The 17,629-nt window shown below is 44.0% G+C and carries 16 protein-coding genes and 1 pseudogene; 6 read left to right on the top strand and 11 right to left on the bottom strand.

What is annotated here, in order from left to right; genetic code table 11:
• Positions 1-32: 32 nt before the first annotated feature.
• Entirely contained in the window at positions 33-1,316 is a 1,284-nt protein-coding gene (locus GKS34_RS03565) for an alpha/beta hydrolase family protein (RefSeq protein ID WP_163383728.1), read from the top strand.
• A gap of 31 nt (positions 1,317-1,347) precedes the next feature.
• Here the strand turns inward: GKS34_RS03565 and GKS34_RS03560 are convergent, their stop codons facing one another.
• The 3 genes from GKS34_RS03560 to GKS34_RS03550 all read right to left on the bottom strand — a co-directional run bounded on the left by GKS34_RS03560 (position 1,348) and on the right by GKS34_RS03550 (position 6,909).
• A complete protein-coding gene (locus tag GKS34_RS03560; protein ID WP_163383417.1) occupies positions 1,348-4,869 on the bottom strand; it encodes a PVC-type heme-binding CxxCH protein in 3,522 nt (1,173 codons plus the stop codon).
• A 38-nt stretch (positions 4,870-4,907) separates the two neighbouring features.
• Positions 4,908-6,155, bottom strand: coding sequence for a GDSL-type esterase/lipase family protein (locus GKS34_RS03555; protein WP_163383416.1), 1,248 nt, complete (start codon positions 6,153-6,155; stop codon positions 4,908-4,910).
• Positions 6,156-6,318: 163 nt separating this feature from the next.
• A complete protein-coding gene (locus tag GKS34_RS03550; RefSeq protein ID WP_163383415.1) occupies positions 6,319-6,909 on the bottom strand; it encodes a Uma2 family endonuclease in 591 nt (196 codons plus the stop codon).
• Between the two features lie 292 nt (positions 6,910-7,201).
• Between GKS34_RS03550 and GKS34_RS23715 the strand changes: the two genes are divergently transcribed.
• Positions 7,202-7,876 (top strand): DUF6629 family protein, encoded by a 675-nt coding sequence (locus GKS34_RS23715; protein ID WP_290228711.1) that lies wholly within the window; start codon positions 7,202-7,204, stop codon positions 7,874-7,876.
• A gap of 49 nt (positions 7,877-7,925) precedes the next feature.
• On the opposite strand, the gene GKS34_RS03545 is transcribed toward GKS34_RS23715, so the two are convergent.
• Positions 7,926-9,470, bottom strand: coding sequence for a SulP family inorganic anion transporter (locus GKS34_RS03545; protein ID WP_163383414.1), 1,545 nt, complete (start codon positions 9,468-9,470; stop codon positions 7,926-7,928).
• Between the two features lie 334 nt (positions 9,471-9,804).
• Here GKS34_RS03545 and GKS34_RS03540 point away from each other — a divergent pair, with 334 nt between their 5' ends.
• Positions 9,805-10,374 carry an acyl-CoA thioesterase gene (locus GKS34_RS03540; RefSeq protein WP_235940989.1) on the top strand — a complete coding sequence of 190 codons (570 nt, stop codon included), beginning with the start codon at positions 9,805-9,807 and terminating at the stop codon, positions 10,372-10,374.
• 1 nt (position 10,375) lies between these two features.
• On the opposite strand, the gene GKS34_RS03535 is transcribed toward GKS34_RS03540, so the two are convergent.
• Entirely contained in the window at positions 10,376-11,092 is a 717-nt protein-coding gene (locus GKS34_RS03535; protein ID WP_163383413.1) for a class I SAM-dependent methyltransferase, read from the bottom strand.
• Between the two features lie 199 nt (positions 11,093-11,291).
• Between GKS34_RS03535 and GKS34_RS03530 the strand changes: the two genes are divergently transcribed.
• Positions 11,292-11,738 (top strand): DUF4440 domain-containing protein, encoded by a 447-nt coding sequence (locus GKS34_RS03530; protein WP_163383412.1) that lies wholly within the window; start codon positions 11,292-11,294, stop codon positions 11,736-11,738.
• Between the two features lie 63 nt (positions 11,739-11,801).
• On the opposite strand, the gene GKS34_RS03525 is transcribed toward GKS34_RS03530, so the two are convergent.
• The 4 genes from GKS34_RS03525 to GKS34_RS03510 form a co-directional block, all read right to left on the bottom strand.
• The gene (locus GKS34_RS03525) at positions 11,802-12,464 is read right to left on the bottom strand and encodes a bifunctional 4-hydroxy-2-oxoglutarate aldolase/2-dehydro-3-deoxy-phosphogluconate aldolase (protein ID WP_163383411.1); all 663 of its coding nucleotides are present in this window, start codon (positions 12,462-12,464) and stop codon (positions 11,802-11,804) included.
• 60 nt (positions 12,465-12,524) lie between these two features.
• A complete protein-coding gene (locus GKS34_RS03520) occupies positions 12,525-12,977 on the bottom strand; it encodes a NanQ anomerase/TabA/YiaL family protein (protein ID WP_163383410.1) in 453 nt (150 codons plus the stop codon).
• A 14-nt stretch (positions 12,978-12,991) separates the two neighbouring features.
• A complete protein-coding gene (locus GKS34_RS03515) occupies positions 12,992-14,017 on the bottom strand; it encodes a sugar kinase (RefSeq protein WP_163383409.1) in 1,026 nt (341 codons plus the stop codon).
• A gap of 182 nt (positions 14,018-14,199) precedes the next feature.
• On the bottom strand, positions 14,200-14,676 hold the full coding sequence (locus GKS34_RS03510; protein WP_163383408.1) for a YehS family protein: 477 nt from the start codon (positions 14,674-14,676) through the stop codon (positions 14,200-14,202).
• A gap of 151 nt (positions 14,677-14,827) precedes the next feature.
• Here GKS34_RS03510 and GKS34_RS03505 point away from each other — a divergent pair, with 151 nt between their 5' ends.
• Positions 14,828-15,622, top strand: coding sequence for an SDR family NAD(P)-dependent oxidoreductase (locus GKS34_RS03505; protein WP_163383407.1), 795 nt, complete (start codon positions 14,828-14,830; stop codon positions 15,620-15,622).
• 2 nt (positions 15,623-15,624) lie between these two features.
• On the opposite strand, the gene GKS34_RS03500 is transcribed toward GKS34_RS03505, so the two are convergent.
• Positions 15,625-16,482, bottom strand: a complete 858-nt coding sequence (locus GKS34_RS03500) for an SDR family oxidoreductase (protein WP_163383406.1) — start codon at positions 16,480-16,482, stop codon at positions 15,625-15,627.
• On the bottom strand, positions 16,472-16,870 hold the full coding sequence (locus GKS34_RS03495; protein WP_240459178.1) for a hypothetical protein: 399 nt from the start codon (positions 16,868-16,870) through the stop codon (positions 16,472-16,474). Before GKS34_RS03495 ends, GKS34_RS03500 begins: the two co-directional genes overlap by 11 nt.
• 272 nt (positions 16,871-17,142) lie before the next feature.
• On the opposite strand from GKS34_RS03495, the pseudogene GKS34_RS03490 reads away from it, so the two are divergent.
• Positions 17,143-17,415 (top strand): annotated as a pseudogene (locus GKS34_RS03490) (xanthine dehydrogenase family protein molybdopterin-binding subunit); the annotation flags it as partial.
• Positions 17,416-17,629 lie beyond the last annotated feature (214 nt).

Below are 17,629 nucleotides of genomic sequence, written 5' to 3'. Positions count from 1 at the left end.
GCAGGCTTACACTTAAACCGGCTACTCTATTTATGATTCGTACCTTATCTTCTACCGCTTTTTTTCTTTTTATCTTGTTGTTTTTCACTGGCAGTCCGGTTTATTCTCAGAATAACCCGTTTGTATTTGGCGACCCGCTGCCAGATGCCCCTGAGCTGGCTTACCGAGGCAACTTTCAGGTAGGGGTTCAGACACTGGAATTACTTCACAAAAATCAGCCGGACATCCTGAACTATAAAGAAAATGAAACTCCTGAATACGACAGGCCGCTGACGGTGGAAGTATGGTATCCGGCAGCAAAAAGCCCGGATGCCCAGAGGGTAACCTACCAGGATTATTTAGGAAGCCCTAACGATCCGGATCGTCCGCTAGAAGCCTTTTCTTTTTCTGGCCGGGCCATTCGAAATGCAACTCCCAACGACAGCGAGGGGCCATTTCCGCTCATTATTGTTTCACATGGATACCCGGGATCCCGTTTCCTGATGACCTATCTGACCGAAAACCTGGCTTCCAAGGGCTACGTTGTGGTGGCGATTGACCACACCGAATCCACGCATGCAGATGCGGGGAAATTTGCCAGCACCCTCTATCACCGAGCACTGGATGATTTCTTTGTACTGAATGAAATGGCCCGGTTGAATGAATCTGGTTCAGACCATTTTTTGTCCGGGATGGTAGATGCTGCAAACACCGCATTAATAGGCTATTCCATGGGGGGCTATGGCGTGTTGAATGCTGGAGGAGCAGGCTATTCGCCGGGTTTCGTAGAGGCTTTTTCTCAAATGACCGGTGGAAGTGAAAAATTAGCCGAACGTAGCCTTGCTGATCCTGCCTATAGCGGTACGGTAGATTCAAGGGTAAAAGCCATTGTAGCGTTTGCACCCTGGGGCATGCAGCGAGGAGTTTGGGACGCAGAAGGACTTGAAAACCTCCGGATTCCTACCTTCCTTATTGCTGGGAGTGAGGACGACATTTCTGGTTATGAAGAGGGCGTCAAAGCCATTTACGAAGGAGCGGTTAATACAAACAGATATTTGCTGACCTATCTAAATGCCCGCCATAACGTAGCACCCAACCCGCCCGTATCTCCCGACCTGGATCAGGCCGATTACATGCATTACAGCGAGCCGGTTTGGAAGGAACGAAGAATCAATAATATCAATCAGCACTTTGTGACCGCCTTTTTAGGCATCCACCTGAAAGGGCTGGATTACGAATCATTTCTTGATTTATCCGCGAATTCACTGGAAGAAACCTGGAAAGGTTTTGTCCCCAGAACTTCCATTGGCTTGGAATTAAGGCATGCTAAGCCCTGATATAAGCGGTGAGATAGCTGGGCTTGCGTCGTTAATTTCCGACCATTAGTTTATTTTGGGAATCATTACTACCTGTTTCTATTACTTTTAACTGAAGGACATCCTGGTTCCTTTCCTCCAGGTCAATTGCGACATGAACCAGGTGTTTTCCTTGTGGAAGCTGGCAGGAAGCTTCCCTATTTTCAAAGATGAGCAATTCATCACTCACCCAAGCCATTAAGCCCTTCGCTGAATTAACCTGCAGGGAAAGTTTCCCTTCGAGGAGTATTTCCACCTCAAACTGTACCAGACCCATTTTCCTACCGTCGGCCGTTGTAAAAGACGGAATTTCGTTAACGGGCAAGCCTCCGGCCACCATGCTGTAAAGAGGCAGGCTGCCCTTTTTAATAGGAGGGAAGCTCGATGTACCTACTTTATCTTTGGAGGGAAGCTTGTTTATTTCCTGGGAGTCTGTAACTGCCAGCCAGTTTCGGACGAATTTTTCATTGGTCACCCGGAAATCTCCCGAACTTCCCAATTTGGCCAGGTAACCTACCAGATTAATAAATTCATCCTTTTCCAGGCTTGCTGTCAGGCCAGGAGGCATCAGCGAACCGGGGACATTTTCCCGACTAGCTACCTGGCTTTTGGGAAGGGAAGTTTCCATGCCCGACATGTCACGCATGATTAACTCCTCAGAACCATCACTTATCAGATAGCCCATTATCACCGTTCCATCCGTCTTATTCACTCGTTGGAGTTCGTAGCCTTCCTTGACCGATTCGGATGGATCCAGCAGGGATTGAATGATGTTATCTATGGGTGAGCTGGTGCCGAGCGAACTCAAATCCGGCCCCAGTCGGCCGCCTGCTCCACCCAGTGCATGGCAGTTTTGGCACATAAGCGATTTTCTGCGGTAAATACTTTCTCCAATGATGGGGTCTGCTTTTGTCTTTACCTCCTGGGCCAGGGCATAAACCTGGTTAGCATCCAATTGTTGGGGCATGCGCTCAGGAGGTAACACCCCACCAGATGCTTCCAGCGCGGAAAGGAGTTCCTTAGCTACTGGACTATTTCGCCGGTGCCAGGGAATGTAGCGCTGCATGACCTTTCTACCCTCTAGGGCCATGGGGTCAGGAATTTTCGTTTCTTTGAGCTTTTCTGTAAGTGCCATTGTTCCCCGCTCGGTTCTCATAAAGGCACCGAATAATTCTCCTGCTGCTGCTTCCGGAATATTCTGATTCCATAGATCCATCGCAAAGGGAAGTGCTACCTCAGGCTTTGCTGCCGCAAGCTCGATAAGTGCCAGCACTTGGGTTTTTGGCTTATCGGTGCTGGTGGCTAAGGCATAAAGTGCTTGCTCACTGGGCTCGTCTCCCATTTGTGCCAATGCCTGTAGTGCTGCTTTACGCAGGGGCTGACTCCCCTGGTTTATCAAACGTAATACATTCTCTCGTAATTCAACCTTTTTCCATGTGCCCGCCAGGAGTAAGGCTTTGCTAACCACCTCTTCCTCTTTTGAATCAAGCAAGAGCTCAAGGCCCTGCCCTCCATTTGACGGCGAAAGATCTCGTTGCTGTGATGCCTGAACCAAGGCATCTAATGCCTGTAGTTTCTCTGACTTTTCCGTGTCTGGTAAGAGTACGTTGGCAAAAATGATGGCCAATTCCCTTTCAGAACCGTACCTGGCTAGGGTTTGAATTACTTGCGCCCTGGATGATTCAGGGATTTGATCTTTCTCGTATAATTTGCCTAACAGGGCAATGGCTTTGGGATCACTGACCGTTTGCAAAGCAAAAACGGTTTTAGAAATATCTCCAAAGTAGTCCGGATTTTGCAAAACCATTGGCAGCCAATTCTTGCTCAATGCTTTAACGGTATTCCATAGAGCAAATTCCAGATTGGTATCCATTTCCTGATCCAGGACATTGAGCGCAAGGGCTGCTGACCCAGCTTCGTTTACATTTTGCAGACCAACCACGGCTTCCAGCCTGACTGAGGGATGGTTATCTGTAATAGCTTGACTTAGGTATTGCATGTGATCAGGTACATGAACTCTCCATTGGTTTAATATCCTAATTGCCGCTGCCCGGGCTCCGGGGTCCCTGGCCTGTAGTACTTTTTTGAGTAGGGGAAGGGAGGGGCTGCCCATGACCTGGTGAACCCAAAGTCCTTCCAATAAATGATGTTCGTAATCAGGATCGGCAGGGGACAGGTTTTCCAGCCATTTTTCCAGTTCAGGAATGACCGCTGATTCGGATTTTGATTTAAGTAATAGCTTTGCCTGTAGTCTTGTTCCACTTTCTTGAGCCTTCAGGACTTCTAAAAGTGCTGGAATCTTCATTTGATCCAAGTGTGGTTTTGCTACCAAGGGGCTGTTCTTTTTGGTAATCCTCCATATCCTGCCATGCTGCTGATCTCTTCTTGGATCGTGAAAGTCCACCTCTCCGTGTTGGATGATGGGATTGTACCAATCGGCTACATAAATGGCCCCGTCCGGACCCTGCAAAATGTCCACGGGTCGGAAACCAATATGGTCGGTCCACAAAATATCTTCCTCCTGCGTGGAAATAAATCCGCTGCCCCGCTCTTCCAGCTTAAACCGGTTGATGCGATTGGCACGGAAATCATTGGTAATAAGGCTTCCCTGCCAGTCCGCTGGCAAATGACTGCCGGAAACAATATCCAAGCCACTGTGTTTCGGTTGACCTGGATTTAAGCCTCTTAAAATACGGTCAGCTCCGGGAGCGGTAACGAATGTTGCTCCCTGAAAAGCATGGTTAATACCTTCCGTACCTGCTCCGTCGGTAAGAAATGCCCTTCCCCATTTATCAAATTGCAATCCCCAGGGATTGATCAGGCCCCGGGAAAAGACTTCCAGTTGCCGGGTCTTGGTATTGTACTGCCAAACACCGCCACCTTCCAGCCGGCGGATCCCCCAGGGAGTTTCTACATGGCTGTAGATGTAAATCGATTGATTGAAGTACATCAGTCCATCAGGTCCCCAGCGGAAGGTGTGGATGAGATGATGGGTATCTCCGGTACCAAATCCGGTCAGGATGGTTTGGGATTCGTCGGCCTTTCCATCACCGTCCGTATCTTTTAAATGCAATATCTCCGTGGAATTGGCCACATAGACCCCGCCGTCTCCGGGAAGAATTCCCGTAGGAGTAAACAGCCCTTCTGCAAAAACCGTCGATATATCGGCTTTTCCATCTCCATTACTGTCCTCCAAAACCAGGATTTTGTCATTGGCTGTTTCCCCTGGTTTTAAGTGCGGATAGACGGTGCTGCTGACTACCCAAAGCCTTCCTTTTTCGTCCCAGTTCATTTGAATGGGCTTGACCACCATGGGGTCGGAAGCAAAGAGATTCACCTCAAAACCATCGGCTACCTGGAACATGTCCATTTGTATCTTGGGGTCCGGGGAGGGGATATCCCGCAAGGCATTCTGGGCCAGGAGGTCTTTTCCACCGCATAGCAGCAGAAGGGTAATAAACAATCTTTTAACGACCTTCTTCGGCTTAATACCGGAACAATCGTATATGGGAAGCATCGGATAACTATTTTTCATCGGGAATGATTGTCATTTTTATTGAAAAATCCGCTTTTTCAGGGCAAGGGCTCTAAGGTGAAATGAAGCTCTTTCGGATTTTTGGTCCGGTTGATTTTTCCATCCAACCAAAAAACCAGGGCATCAAGGGATTCCAGTCCAGCCTTATGCCGGCCTTGTTCGTAGGAGCGGAAACCCAGGATATAGGTCCTGTTTTGTGGCCGGTATTGTTGAAAATATATTTTGTCTTTTTCGCGTATCCTATCGAGCAATTGTTTTCCAGCCTGGGAAAGATCTATAAAAAGCCCCTCGTTCCAGGTACGGTGGTCGGATACCGCAAGCAGCTGCCCATCCATAAAAAGCTGATAATAGCCTTTTTTCAAGCCTTGGATACGGATTTCCGGACCTTTAAAGGAATCCTGAGAGACAAGTTGAGGTAGGCCATTATTAGTTTGAATAAATTCCAATTTGCCCGAATCGGGGTCAGCACTCAACAGTTTCCCAGTGTTGGGGGAATTAAGTGAATTTTGCCTGATGTCTATCAGGATTTCAGTAGGTTCTACGACCGGCAGGCCCATTTTTTCTACCAGGGTTTGGGCAAATAACAGATAGCCCTCCGAGCTCAGGTGAACCCCATTGGGCTCCCACAGATCAGCTTGGTTTTGTTTTTCAAAGGCTTCATAGGCATCCAGGTAGGTCAGGTTTCTGGTCGTTGCAAGATCTGCCATGCTTTGGTTGTATGTTTTCAGGTTGCCAGCATACTGTTTCGATAACTCCGACTCTTCAGCCATGTATTGGGGAATGGTAGAAATCAACAGGACTTTGGTACCCATGGCTTCCAATGAATCCAGCAACCGATTTAATCCCTGTTCAAACTTACCAAGCCCATCTGAGCCACTTTGAGCTTCAATACCTCCATAGGCCAAAAATGCCCAATCTGCCCGAGTGGCTTTTATTTGGCTGATCAAAAGATCAAAGGGACCCGGAGGATTGGTGTAATAACTTCTGGCATCTCCAAAAACGGTATCCCCGGACCAGCCCAGATTTCGAAAGGAAAGGTGCTTTTCCGGATGATTGGTGGTAATCAGGTATTCCAAAAATCCATAGTGTTGCTCGTTCTCCATTAGCGCATTGCCCAGGTAAATCACCCTGTCTCCATCTTTGGGGTCGAAGGTTGGTTGAGCAAATAGGGAGGAACTATAAGATAGGAGCAGGAATAGAAAAATAGTAATTCGGCACATGGGTTTAAATAAGGTATTGGCCTGAAGCCATTGAATTTGGCCTACAATATAAAAAGGAAGCATCATTTTTAATTAGAAATTATCAATTATTCCATTGATGGTTCCTTTTTCCAGCCACGGTTATTTGATAAATGCCCATGGACTATTTCGATACCCTGAAACATTTTCATCTGGTAAATCCATCAATCGGAGCTGTAGTGAAAGGGGGAAAAATAGATGATAGCAGTCCTCAGGCAATATTTTTAAAAAAAGCATCTAGATCCAACTGATATCCTTCGATCACCGCGGATTTTACTACATCACCTGCCGTAAAAAGCCGGGAGGGATGAAATTTCCCATTTATCAGGGAATAAATCAATACTGTTTGTTCAATGGGGTGAATAACCCAGTATTCCTTAACACCAGATTCCTCGTAAACTTCGTATTTGTTTACCAGTTCTTTTCGATTGTTACCAGGAGAAAGGATCTCTACGATCAAATCCGGGGCGCCAACACATCCGGCATCGTCCAGTTTGAGCGGATCGCAAATGACACAAATATCGGGTTGGACTACCGTATATATCGCTTCATTTTTTTTGGAATGCCTGGGCAATCGCACATCAAAGGGCGCAGCATAGGTCTCACAAGGCTTGTTTTTGAGGTAATTGAAAAAAGCATTGAAAAGGTGTCCGGATACCTTTTGATGGAGCCTGTTGGGGCCGGGGGACATTTTAAAAATCCGGCCTTTAATCAATTCTACCATTTCATCCAGATCCCATTTGAGGTAATCTGCATAAGAATGGTTTTGATAGTCAAAATCGGGTTCTTCTGCTTTTGGCATGATAGCTTTTCTTTTAGATTATTAAAATAAGAAAATAGTATTATTTTTTAGAAATATTTTGAATAAAAGAAATACCTTGGAAAACAATACCCATCCATTAGATACAATAGGTGTTTCAGGGATTTCATGATTCCGGAAAATCCGAGCTAAACGGATCTTTAAAATCAATCATACAGGAATTAAAATATTCATTTCCTTTTAACCGATCTATTTTTTGACCTTCATAATAAATTCACCATGCATTTTAGGATTTATCTTAGCTCAACTCACCATTTAATAAAACGGACAGCAAATGTGTTTTTCAGCCGAAGCAAGTTTTGGAGCAGGTATTGTTTTGGGAACAATTGGGATAGCCACCATAAAGAAAACCCAAAATCCCCGATACTTGCCCTTTTCAGTTATTCCATTACTGTTTGCTCTTCAACAGTTTTCTGAGGGGATGCTTTGGATTGGATTGGGAGAAACCGAACATTCGAAATGGAGGTTTTTGCCAACTTTGATTTTTTTGGGATTTTCTCAGCTATTGTGGCCATTTTGGGTTCCCCTTTCAATTTTATTTCTTGAAGAAAACCCCATGCGGCGAAAGATACTTTCCGTCCTTTTGCTTATGGGAATATCTGTTTCCGGTTATTTTTTATATTGTATGATTGCCTTTGATTTTTCTGCTGAAATTCGGTCTGGACACATTAAATATACACTGGATTTTCCAGTATTTTTGGAAAAATGGAGTGGTGTATTTTATTTTCTCCCCATTGCAGCAAGCCCCTTTATAGCAGGGAGAAAGGGGGTAAGGTTTCTGGGGTTTGCAGTACTTGTATCCTTTATGGTCACTATTATTTTCTTTTCAGATCATTTAGTTTCCATTTGGTGTTTTTTTGCAGCTTTGTTAAGTATTATGGTTTTTGGAATTATTTCGAGAATCCATAAGCAAACAATTTCCTCCAATTGCTTGCACCATGAAAATTAAGAATTGAAACCATAACCTTAACCAGTAAAATGAGGAATTGTACTTAAAATTAATTTTCAACAGGGTCCCTAAAGTTGATTTTTTCTACGGTAATATCTTTCATTTTCGCATTTACCTCAAAGTTTTTAATGACCTCTATTACGTCATAAGAGATAGAAACCGATTTTGTGCAATCAATTACTACCTTTGATCCGGGAGGTATTTTGTCCAACTCCTTGATTACACTAGCTTTATTAAAAAAGGAAACTTCTTCGGCTAGAATTAAATGATAAACCTTAACCCCCTTTTCATCTGAGACCTCTTCTTTCATATGGTGAGAATTACGGTAGCTATGATACAGCGTAAAAAAACCGCCAACGATCATACCTGCTGCTATTCCTTGTAACAGGTCTGTTAGCAATATGGCCACTACTGTGACTATAAAAGGAACAAACTGCTCTCTTCCCAGTGAATACATTTGCTTAAATAAGGAAGGTTTCGCCAATTTATAGCCAACTAAAAATAATATGGCTGCCAAGCTGGCCAAAGGAATCATGTTTAGAACATTGGCAATAGTAATGGCACTGATTAGCAGAAAGAAGCCATGTATAATGGCTGACATTTTTGTCCTTCCCCCAAATGCAATATTGGTAGAACTTCTGACAATGACCTGTGTAATGGGTAATCCCCCAACCAAACCTGAAATGGTATTGCCCAGACCTTGTGCTTTTAGCTCTCTGTTGGTTGGAGTAACTCTTTTTTGCGGGTCCAATTTATCTGTGGCTTCTACGCATAAAAGCGTTTCCAAACTGGCTACCACTGCTATGATAACCCCTATTCTCCATATTTCCGGCATGGCCAATGCAGAAAAATCAGGGAATGTAAATTGACCAAAAAAATCGCTAGCATTTTCAGGGACAGGGATATTGACTACCTGAGTGCTATTTAAAGAAAAATTCAAAATATCGGTTTGGTAAAGATAGTACATCAATATGCCAACCAATACCACCACAACAGGTCCCTGTAATAATTGAAATATTTTATGTTTTTTAGATAACACCATTTCCCAGAGAATCAGAATGGCCATTGATATCACCGTGATCAACAATGCGCCTGGTGTGATATTTTGAAATGCAGCAATAATCTCAGTAAAAGTATTTTCACCATCGATCTGAGAAAATGCAAAATCTCCCAATACATCTTTATCCCATCCCAATGCATGAGGAATTTGTTTCAAAATTATCAACAAACCAATCCCCGTCAACATCCCCTTAATGACCGATGTTGGAAAGAAATAGGCAATAAAACCTGCTTTGGCAAATCCCAATATAAGTTGTATGATCCCTCCGATGACTACAGAAACCAGGAAAAATTCCCAATTCCCTCCCAATTCTTCGATGGCAGAAAAAACGATGACAGCCAGCCCCGCTGCGGGGCCACTCACTCCCAAGGGAGAACCACTGGCTATTCCAACTACTATCCCTCCGATAATTCCTGCGATAATTCCTGAAAAAAGTGGGGCTCCGGAGGCCAGTGCTATGCCCAGACATAAGGGTAGGGCTACAAAAAAAACAACGATACTGGCCGGTAAATCACGGTTTAAGTCCTTAAACATTTCAGCTTTTTTGGGTTATTTAAATTAGTCAATTTGGTATAAACGACAATTTAAAAATAACAAATTGATTCGAAACCAAAAAAAAACTGCTTTTTGAATGTTTAAATAGACTGATTGAAATTACCATTCCTTTTCGTTAATACCGGTCGGAAGAATCGTCAGAATAAGGTCCGGGGCATTTCAGGTAATTTGCGCTGGAATGATTTTGATAGGCAAAACCTGGTTCTCCTGCTTTAGGCATGGGACGCTACATTTCTTTCGTATAAATTTGTAAAAATCTTGCCTATCTTTGAAATCGTTTACGATTTAGTTTGAAGTATACCTATCCATTTAAATGACTGTACTCCCACCTGCAAAGCCAGCTAATTTTTCCCGGGTCACCATGACCGAGTTAATGATTCCATCCTATGCCAATTTTGGAGGAAAAATACATGGAGGTATTTTGCTTTCTCTGATGGACAAAGTAGCCTATGCTGCCGCTAGTAAGCATTCCGGCGCCTATTGTGTCACGGTTTCGGTAGATACGGTTGATTTTCTCCAGCCAGTAGAAGTAGGGGAGTTGGTTTCCTTAAAGGCGTCTGTAAACCATGTGGGCAATAGTTCGATGATTATCGGGATCAAGGTCATTTCCGAGAATGTAAAAACCGGCGTTGTAAAACATACCAATACCTGCTATTTTACCATGGTCGCAAAAGGGGAGGACGATAAGCCTACTCCGGTGCCTCCCTTGCTACTCGAAACCCGAACAGATGTCCGTAGATTTGTCGAAGCCATCAAAAGAAAGAGTTATAAAAAAGAGTACGATGCCATGTTGCACAAAATCAAACAAACATGGGATCAGGAAGCCATTTCTTCCCTGTTAGAAGGTCAGCGATGTGAAGTGGCCCCTGAATTGAAAAAATGACTTACCGCTCTTTGCCAAAAACCAGAAAATGCTGGATATTTAAAAACTGGCCATTCTTCACCAATTCAAACCCATTTGCGGAGAGTTCTTTGGTAACCTGCTTCACTGTCATTTTATGCAAGGGCTTGATGGCAACGGTCGGATCCTCTCCCCGGTACTCTATCAGTACCAGTTTGCCATCTTGTTTTAGTGCTTTTCTCATGTTTTGAAGCATTTCCTGAGGAAAGGCCAATTCGTGGTACACATCTACCATCAGGATCAAATCCAGGCTGTTATCCGCTAGGTTCGGAGATTTCTCTGTTCCGTAGACGGGAATAACCTGATTCATATTGAGCTTGTCGGCCTTATTTTGAAGGTAGTCAATGGCTTCTTTCTGGATTTCCACCGCATACACTTTCCCCTCCGGTACCCTTTCTGCGATTCGGAAGGTATAAAAACCCGATCCGGCACCAATGTCTGCTACTACACTAGTGGCTGTCAATGGTAAGTTTTCGATGGCGAGTTCGGTGTTTTCTTCTTCCGACCTTCCTGGCCTTTCCAGCCAAGCCATGCCATGAAAGCCCATGATTTGGGATATTTCACGGCCCATGTACCATTTTCCCGATCCATCCCTGCTGGGAGCGTCATAGGTATACGTGGAATCCTGCCCCAATGCAGGAAGGCCGGTAGCAAATAGTTGCAACGACAGAAAGGCAATGAAAGTGCTTGTTCGAACCATAATGTAAAAACGTAATGAATCCAATTTTGTTTATGACTGAAAAAAGGGATAAGTCTTCTTTTGACGATTATTCAATATTACTAAATCACAGTCAATCGCCATAATTCTTCTGGTAAACCTGGTTCAAATCAGATCCGTCATGCAAATGGGTACCAAGTCAGTCAAAAAATGGTTATATTTAGGACAAACAAGATGGATTATGTACGGCAAAACGATGATAGGTAGTCTTCTAATAGCGCTATTGCTTTCAGTTCCACTGAAGGCACAGACTATAGAGGATGGCAAGGCCATTATCCAACTGGTAGCACAGTATGCAGATGCCAGGGATCGGATAGATACGGTGTTGCTAAAGGATATTATTACCGAGGACATGGATCAACTGGTTTCTACCGGAGAATGGAGGCATGGAAAGGTTGCCGCAATCAAGGGAATGGCTGGTAGTTCCAGAGCAAATCCAGGAGACCGAATCCTGAAAGTAGAAAGGGTTCGGTATATGGATGAAAATGTGGGATTGGCGGATGCCCGCTACATTATTAAAAATGAGGATGGCTCCGAACGGAAAATGTGGAGTACCTTTGTCGCAGTGAAAAAAGGGAATCATTGGAAAATTGCAGCCATTCGGAATATGTTGCCCTCTGAAAATTAAAAAACCAGCATCCTTTCTTTGTAAAAGAGGAATGCTGGTTTAGCTGCTGACTATTGATTAGAATCAGCCTTTTACTTCTTTGACGACTGCGAGAGCCTTCACGGCGGTTTCCTGAATTTTGGAATAGTTTTTTTCCTGCAGCAAGGTCTTACTTACTAGTTTACTTCCCATGCCTACAGCACAAACGCCTGCATCAAACCAAGCTTTGATGTTTTCCTTATCCAGGGAAACACCTCCGGTAGGCATAAACAATAAATTGGGAAACAATGATTTGATGGCTCCCATAAACCCGGGACCCAGCATATCTCCTGGGAACAGTTTGATCATTTTGGCACCCATGTTTTCTGCCTTAATGATCTCGGAAGGAGTCATGCAGCCGGGAATCCACAGCATTTCGTGCTTATCGGCTACTTCAGCCACTTCCTCTACCAGCCCCGGACAAATGATGAAATCAGCTCCGGCCGCAATGTAAGTAGAAGCCATTTCCTTGTTTTTTATCGTTCCAATTCCCAAAAGGAGGTCTTTCATTTCACTGTCCCGCAGTGCAACCATTTTCTTGAAATTGGAAAGGGCCGCTTCTCCGCGATTGGTGTATTCTACCATACGGATACCTGCTTTATACAAGGCTTTTAACACCTCCAGGCTCACCGTTTCATCTTTATCGAAATACAAGGGAAGGAGCGCTTGCTCCGGTATTTTCTTTAAAATTGAGTCTTTTTTGTTCATAAGGATATGGATAGATTAGCTCCGAATACGTTTAAAATTGCAATTGTATAGGTGCTATTATTAAATCTTAACTTTAATCACCATTTTTTTTATTTCCCCGTCACCAATGAGCGGGGAGTGCACATCTTCGGGAAAAAGGATGACAAACTGACCCGGCTCCATGCCAAAGTACATTTCCGGTGCATCTGCATAGAAAGAAACGTCCTTTTCAGGGTTGTAGTCTCCTTTTACCTGCTTGCAATTTTCCCTGGGTTTCCAGCCAATGGATTCTTTTCCGCTTATACAGACCTGAATGTCAATGTGCTTATCATGGCATTCAAATTTTTCATTGGCTTCTTCCGTTGATTTGCCAGGTTTGGTGAAAACAGCTGCTACCAACCTGTCTCCATCTATCTCGTACTTTCCATCTGCCATCGTGGACAGGTTCTGGTCGGAAAGGTAGGCAAAGGCCTTTTCAAATAAAGGATGTAGGGCCTGGTACTTTTTACTATTGGCAAGGGTGTCGAGTATCATGATAGGATTGAATATTATCGTTGAACCCTTCCACTGGCATCTCCACCCATCAATACCTTGACTTCGGCAAGCGTAGCGTGGTTCATATCACCAGGAATGGTATGCTTTAGAGCAGATGCGGCCACAGCAAATTCACAGGCATCTTTCATAGCCATTTTTTCTACCAGGCCATAAATAAAGCCACTTGCGAAAGAATCTCCGCCTCCTACGCGGTCCACAATCCGTACATCGTATTTTTTGGAATGATAAAATTCATTACCATCATATACCAACGCACTCCAACCATTGTCAGATGCACTGTAACTTTCCCTAAGGGTGGAGGCGATGTATTTAAAGCCGAATTTTTCTTTCATTTGCTTGAACACGTCTTTGTATCCTTCCAAATTCAGTTCACCTTTGGTAACATCCGTTTCATTGCTTTTAAATCCAAGTGTAGTCTCGGCATCTTCTTCATTGCCGATACAAACGTCCACATACTGGCAAAGCCTTGTCATTACTTCTTTGGCTTTTTCCTTGCTCCACAGTTTCTTGCGGTAGTTCAGGTCGATGCTGGTAGTTACACCTTTTGCTTTTGCAGCTTTCAGGGCTGCTTCGGTCAAGGCTGCTGCCTTGTCGCTAAGGGCAGGGGTGATTCCTGTGGTATGAAACCAAACAGCACCTTCAAAAATTTTATCAAAGTCGAAATCCGATATCTCTGCTTCGGCGATGGATGCATCGGCCCGGTCATATACTACTTGAGAAGCCCGCATGGAGGCACCGGTTTCCAAAAAATAAATTCCTAGCCTTTTTCCACCTTTGGCAATGAAATGGGTATCTACCCCGTACCTTCTCAAATGATTGATGGCAGACTGGCCGATAGGATTGTCAGGGACTTTGGTTACGAATGTTCCTTCCAGACCATAATTGCAAAGTGCTCCCGCTACATTGGCTTCTCCTCCTCCATAGGTAATATCAAAAGTATCTGACTGCACAAAACGCTTGAAGTCAGGTGTGGACAGGCGAAGCATCACTTCTCCAAGGGTTACGACTTTTTTGGACATGATAATTTTATGAGTTTAATGATGAATTGAACAAATGCGTTGAAAATTTTTGACGGGCTTTTCGAAAGCAAAGATGCTACAAATGCCCTTTTCAAGACAAGACTACTGCTTTATTTTCGAAAAACCAAATATAATGCCTAGCCGGAAAAGTATTTGATTCGCTATCAGTGGGATCAATTGACTTACTCCTTATCGTTGGCAGAACCACGGTACTCTCGTTGCAATCCCTGAAGAAAATTTCGCATGATTTGGTCCTTGCAAAGACGGTATTGCTTTTGTTCCGGTTTTCTAAAAAAAGCACTTAGCTCGTGCTTACTGATAGGGCGGCCAGCAAGGTTCAGTAAATGTATCATACCTTCATCTTTTAGATCAAGGGCAATTTTCAGTTTTCGAAGGATCAGATTATTGGTAAGCCGGCTTTCGGGCAGGGGTGAGGGACCTTCTTTCTTTCCCCTTTTGTGAATAATCAGTCCGTTTAAAAAAGCGGCTAATTTAAAATCGCTCAGGGGGTTAAAGGCTTCGTCATCGTCTTTTTTAAGCCAATCGCTGACCTCAGCACGGGATGCTTCCAAGCCTCCAAGCCCAAAAATCCCGATCATCTGATCGTCACCAAAATCAAAAGTATACCGTAAGCTTCGTAAAATATCGTTGTTTTGCATGGGCCATAAAGGTAAGAAATTAGGGTAAATGAATCGCAAAGCCAGTCATCAATTAGTAATTTTGCCTGAATGCACATGTTAAATTATCCTTTACCGGGTTCATTACTTTTATTTACAATTAAAAACAAAACAAATTTTATATTTTCACGAGATGAAGCAAAATACTTTTACCATCATTACCGGTGCCAGTATGGGCATCGGAAAGGCCTTTGCCTTTGAATGTGCAGAGAAAGGCAGAAATTTGCTTCTGGTAGCTCTTCCGGACTCCAAACTCGAACAAGTCCAACGGGAACTCGAAAGCTCCTTTTCTGTGACCGTATTGATCTTTCCAGTGGATTTAACAGCAATTGGCAGCGTGAAAAGCCTGTTTCAATTTTGCCTGGATAAAAAACTGTCCGTTCAAATGCTGATTAATAACGCCGGAATGGGGGTAGGAGGTCGCTTTGAAAACATTGCTTTGGAAAAATACCTTCAAATTATGGATCTTAACAATAAGGCGATGGTACTCATGTGTCATTATTTTTTACCCTTATTGCAAAAGGAATCCCAGGCGTATATTTTGAACATGAGCAGCATGGAGGCGACCCTTCCCTTGCCCTACAAGGCCGTTTATACTGGCTCTAAAAATTTTGTCTATGCCTTTTCCCTGGCGTTAAGAGAAGAACAAAAAAACGGGCCTGTTTCTGTTACCGTGGTTTGCCCTGGTCCGGTATCGACCAATCCCGATTCGCTGATGCGTGCGAATGCGCATGGTAACCGGGCAAAATGGGTAATGGCTAGTCCCGAAAAAGTGGCTAAATCAGGTCTGGAAGGGCTTTTAAAAGGAAAGGCGGTCATCGTTCCCGGCAGGGTGAATCAAGTCCTTGTTCGAATGATGAAACTCGTGCCCACCTCCCTTAAAATGAACCTGTTGGAACGGCTCTTCCGGGTATATAGCACGCATTGATGTTACCCGTCAAAATACGTATCAATACCGCACATTTCTTTGCTCAACTCCCATAACCGTGAGGCGTCTTCGCTCGAATTAGCTTTTTTAGATTGGTTTTTTTGCTTGCACTTATCCCAGTAAGCACCTGAAATTCCACCTACTTCTTTAGAAATAGCCAGGTAAACCGAGGTTTCTGCCCCTCTTTCGGGAGACTTGCCGGTAAGCCTGCGTATTTTCCAGGCGAGTCCATGCAGACTCAGCGTATGCTTAAGTCCGATATCGGTTTTTACCAATCCCGGCTGAACCGCATAGGAGCTCAGCTTTCTCTCCGTTTTTCTCCGTTCGAATTCCCGGGTAAACAAGACATTTGCCAGCTTTGACTGGGCATAGGCACGTAGGCCATGGTAGTTTTGCCTGAGGTTTACATCATCGAAGTGAATTTTCCCATGAAAATGAGAATCCGAACTTACCGTGATAATACGGGGATCTTCAGACTGTATCAGCAAGGGCAGAAGCTGCTGCGTCAACAGAAAAGGTGCCAGGTGGTTAATGGCCCACTGCCGCTCAATGCCGTCTTCTGTTAGCGCGAACGTAGAAAACCAGCCTCCGGCATTATTAATCAGCACATCCAGTTTGGAATAGGAGTTTTTGAGACCTGCAGCCATTTTACGGATTTCTCTTTGCGAACTTAAATCAGCCAGCGCATAATCCAGATCTGCATCGGGCAATTCTTCCCGAATGGCATCCATCGTACGCATTGCTTTTTCCTTGCTACGGCTGGAGACAATTACCCGCGCACCATTTTTGCAAAGCGCTTTTGCTGTAGCTAATCCAATTCCAGTATTGGCTCCTGTTACCAGGCAGGTTTTATTCTTCATGTTGCGATTTCAACTTTTTCTTTTCCTCCAAGATATGCGGGTACAGATCGTACGTTGGGTAAAATTCGGTAGAAAATGCCCCCCAAACGCTTTTTTCAACGGCTATATTTAGATTTCGCAATTCACTGGCAGGTATTTTAACGGTAACTACCTGACCAATGCCCATCATCACAAACCATTGGATTACCCTGGCAGATGGAGGGGGAAATTGTTCTAAAAAGCCATTGTTGTTCCGGATTTCCCGAAGTTCCTCAATGTTCTTGTCCTGGTGATGTTTCATAAAAATCGTAATCATCAGGCTGTCAGAGGCCGCATCATTTTCGGGGGTTTGTCCCGGTGACTGCCCGGTCGCAATCAGGAAAAACAAGATAACTAATAGCGCTTTCATGGGTAAGAATACTGTGAGTTAGGAATTTAATTTTTCTTTCCGTCAAAAGAGGGTATTCTAGTTTTATCAGGTAATAGCGTCTTTTTGTGACTCTGAATTGAAAGGCGCATGAATTTCATTAAAAACACCCATTCAAAGCGATTCCTTTGTAATGGTTTACCCATCAAGACGTCTATAAACCTTTTCGGACTTTATAAAGTTAGTGATTTTTTCTTTCTATGGGAAGGGTTCAATTTGAGGGTTACTTTTGGCAAGGCAAAAGCCGGCGACATCCGTACCACCCTTTTCATACAAATGGTTTTCCAGCTGGTGCTGTGGACAATTACCTGGCTGAAGAATGGCAGGTAAATTCCGAGATAACCATTGGGGCATTCCAGACTCCGAGGTTGAATTTTATGGCCGGTGCAGAACAATCATTCCTGGATGAATTGGCAGAGGAAATGAGGACAGATCCGATAGCCTTTTGGTTGGAATTGCTCGAAAGAGCTAATACGAATCCGGTGGCCGAAAATAACGATTATGAACCCAAGCGCTATGCCGGAGTGGACGGTATCGGCAATGCTTTTTTTGCAGAATTGACGTTCCAGATGGAAGTGGCTGGAACGAATACATACTGGTGCAGTGACTTGCGCGATACAATATGTTCCTGGGTTTGGGATTTTTAACCTAAATCACCTGAGTTAAAACCGGACATTGGGAACTTAAATAGAACTGGGTATGTATTACCCTGATACCGTCATAAGCATCTCTAAACTTGGT

This window comes from Cyclobacterium jeungdonense (assembly GCF_010994275.1).
Taxonomy (GTDB): domain Bacteria; phylum Bacteroidota; class Bacteroidia; order Cytophagales; family Cyclobacteriaceae; genus Cyclobacterium; species Cyclobacterium jeungdonense.
Note: the sequence above shows the minus strand (reverse complement) of the source record. Positions and strands in the feature narration are given on the sequence as shown.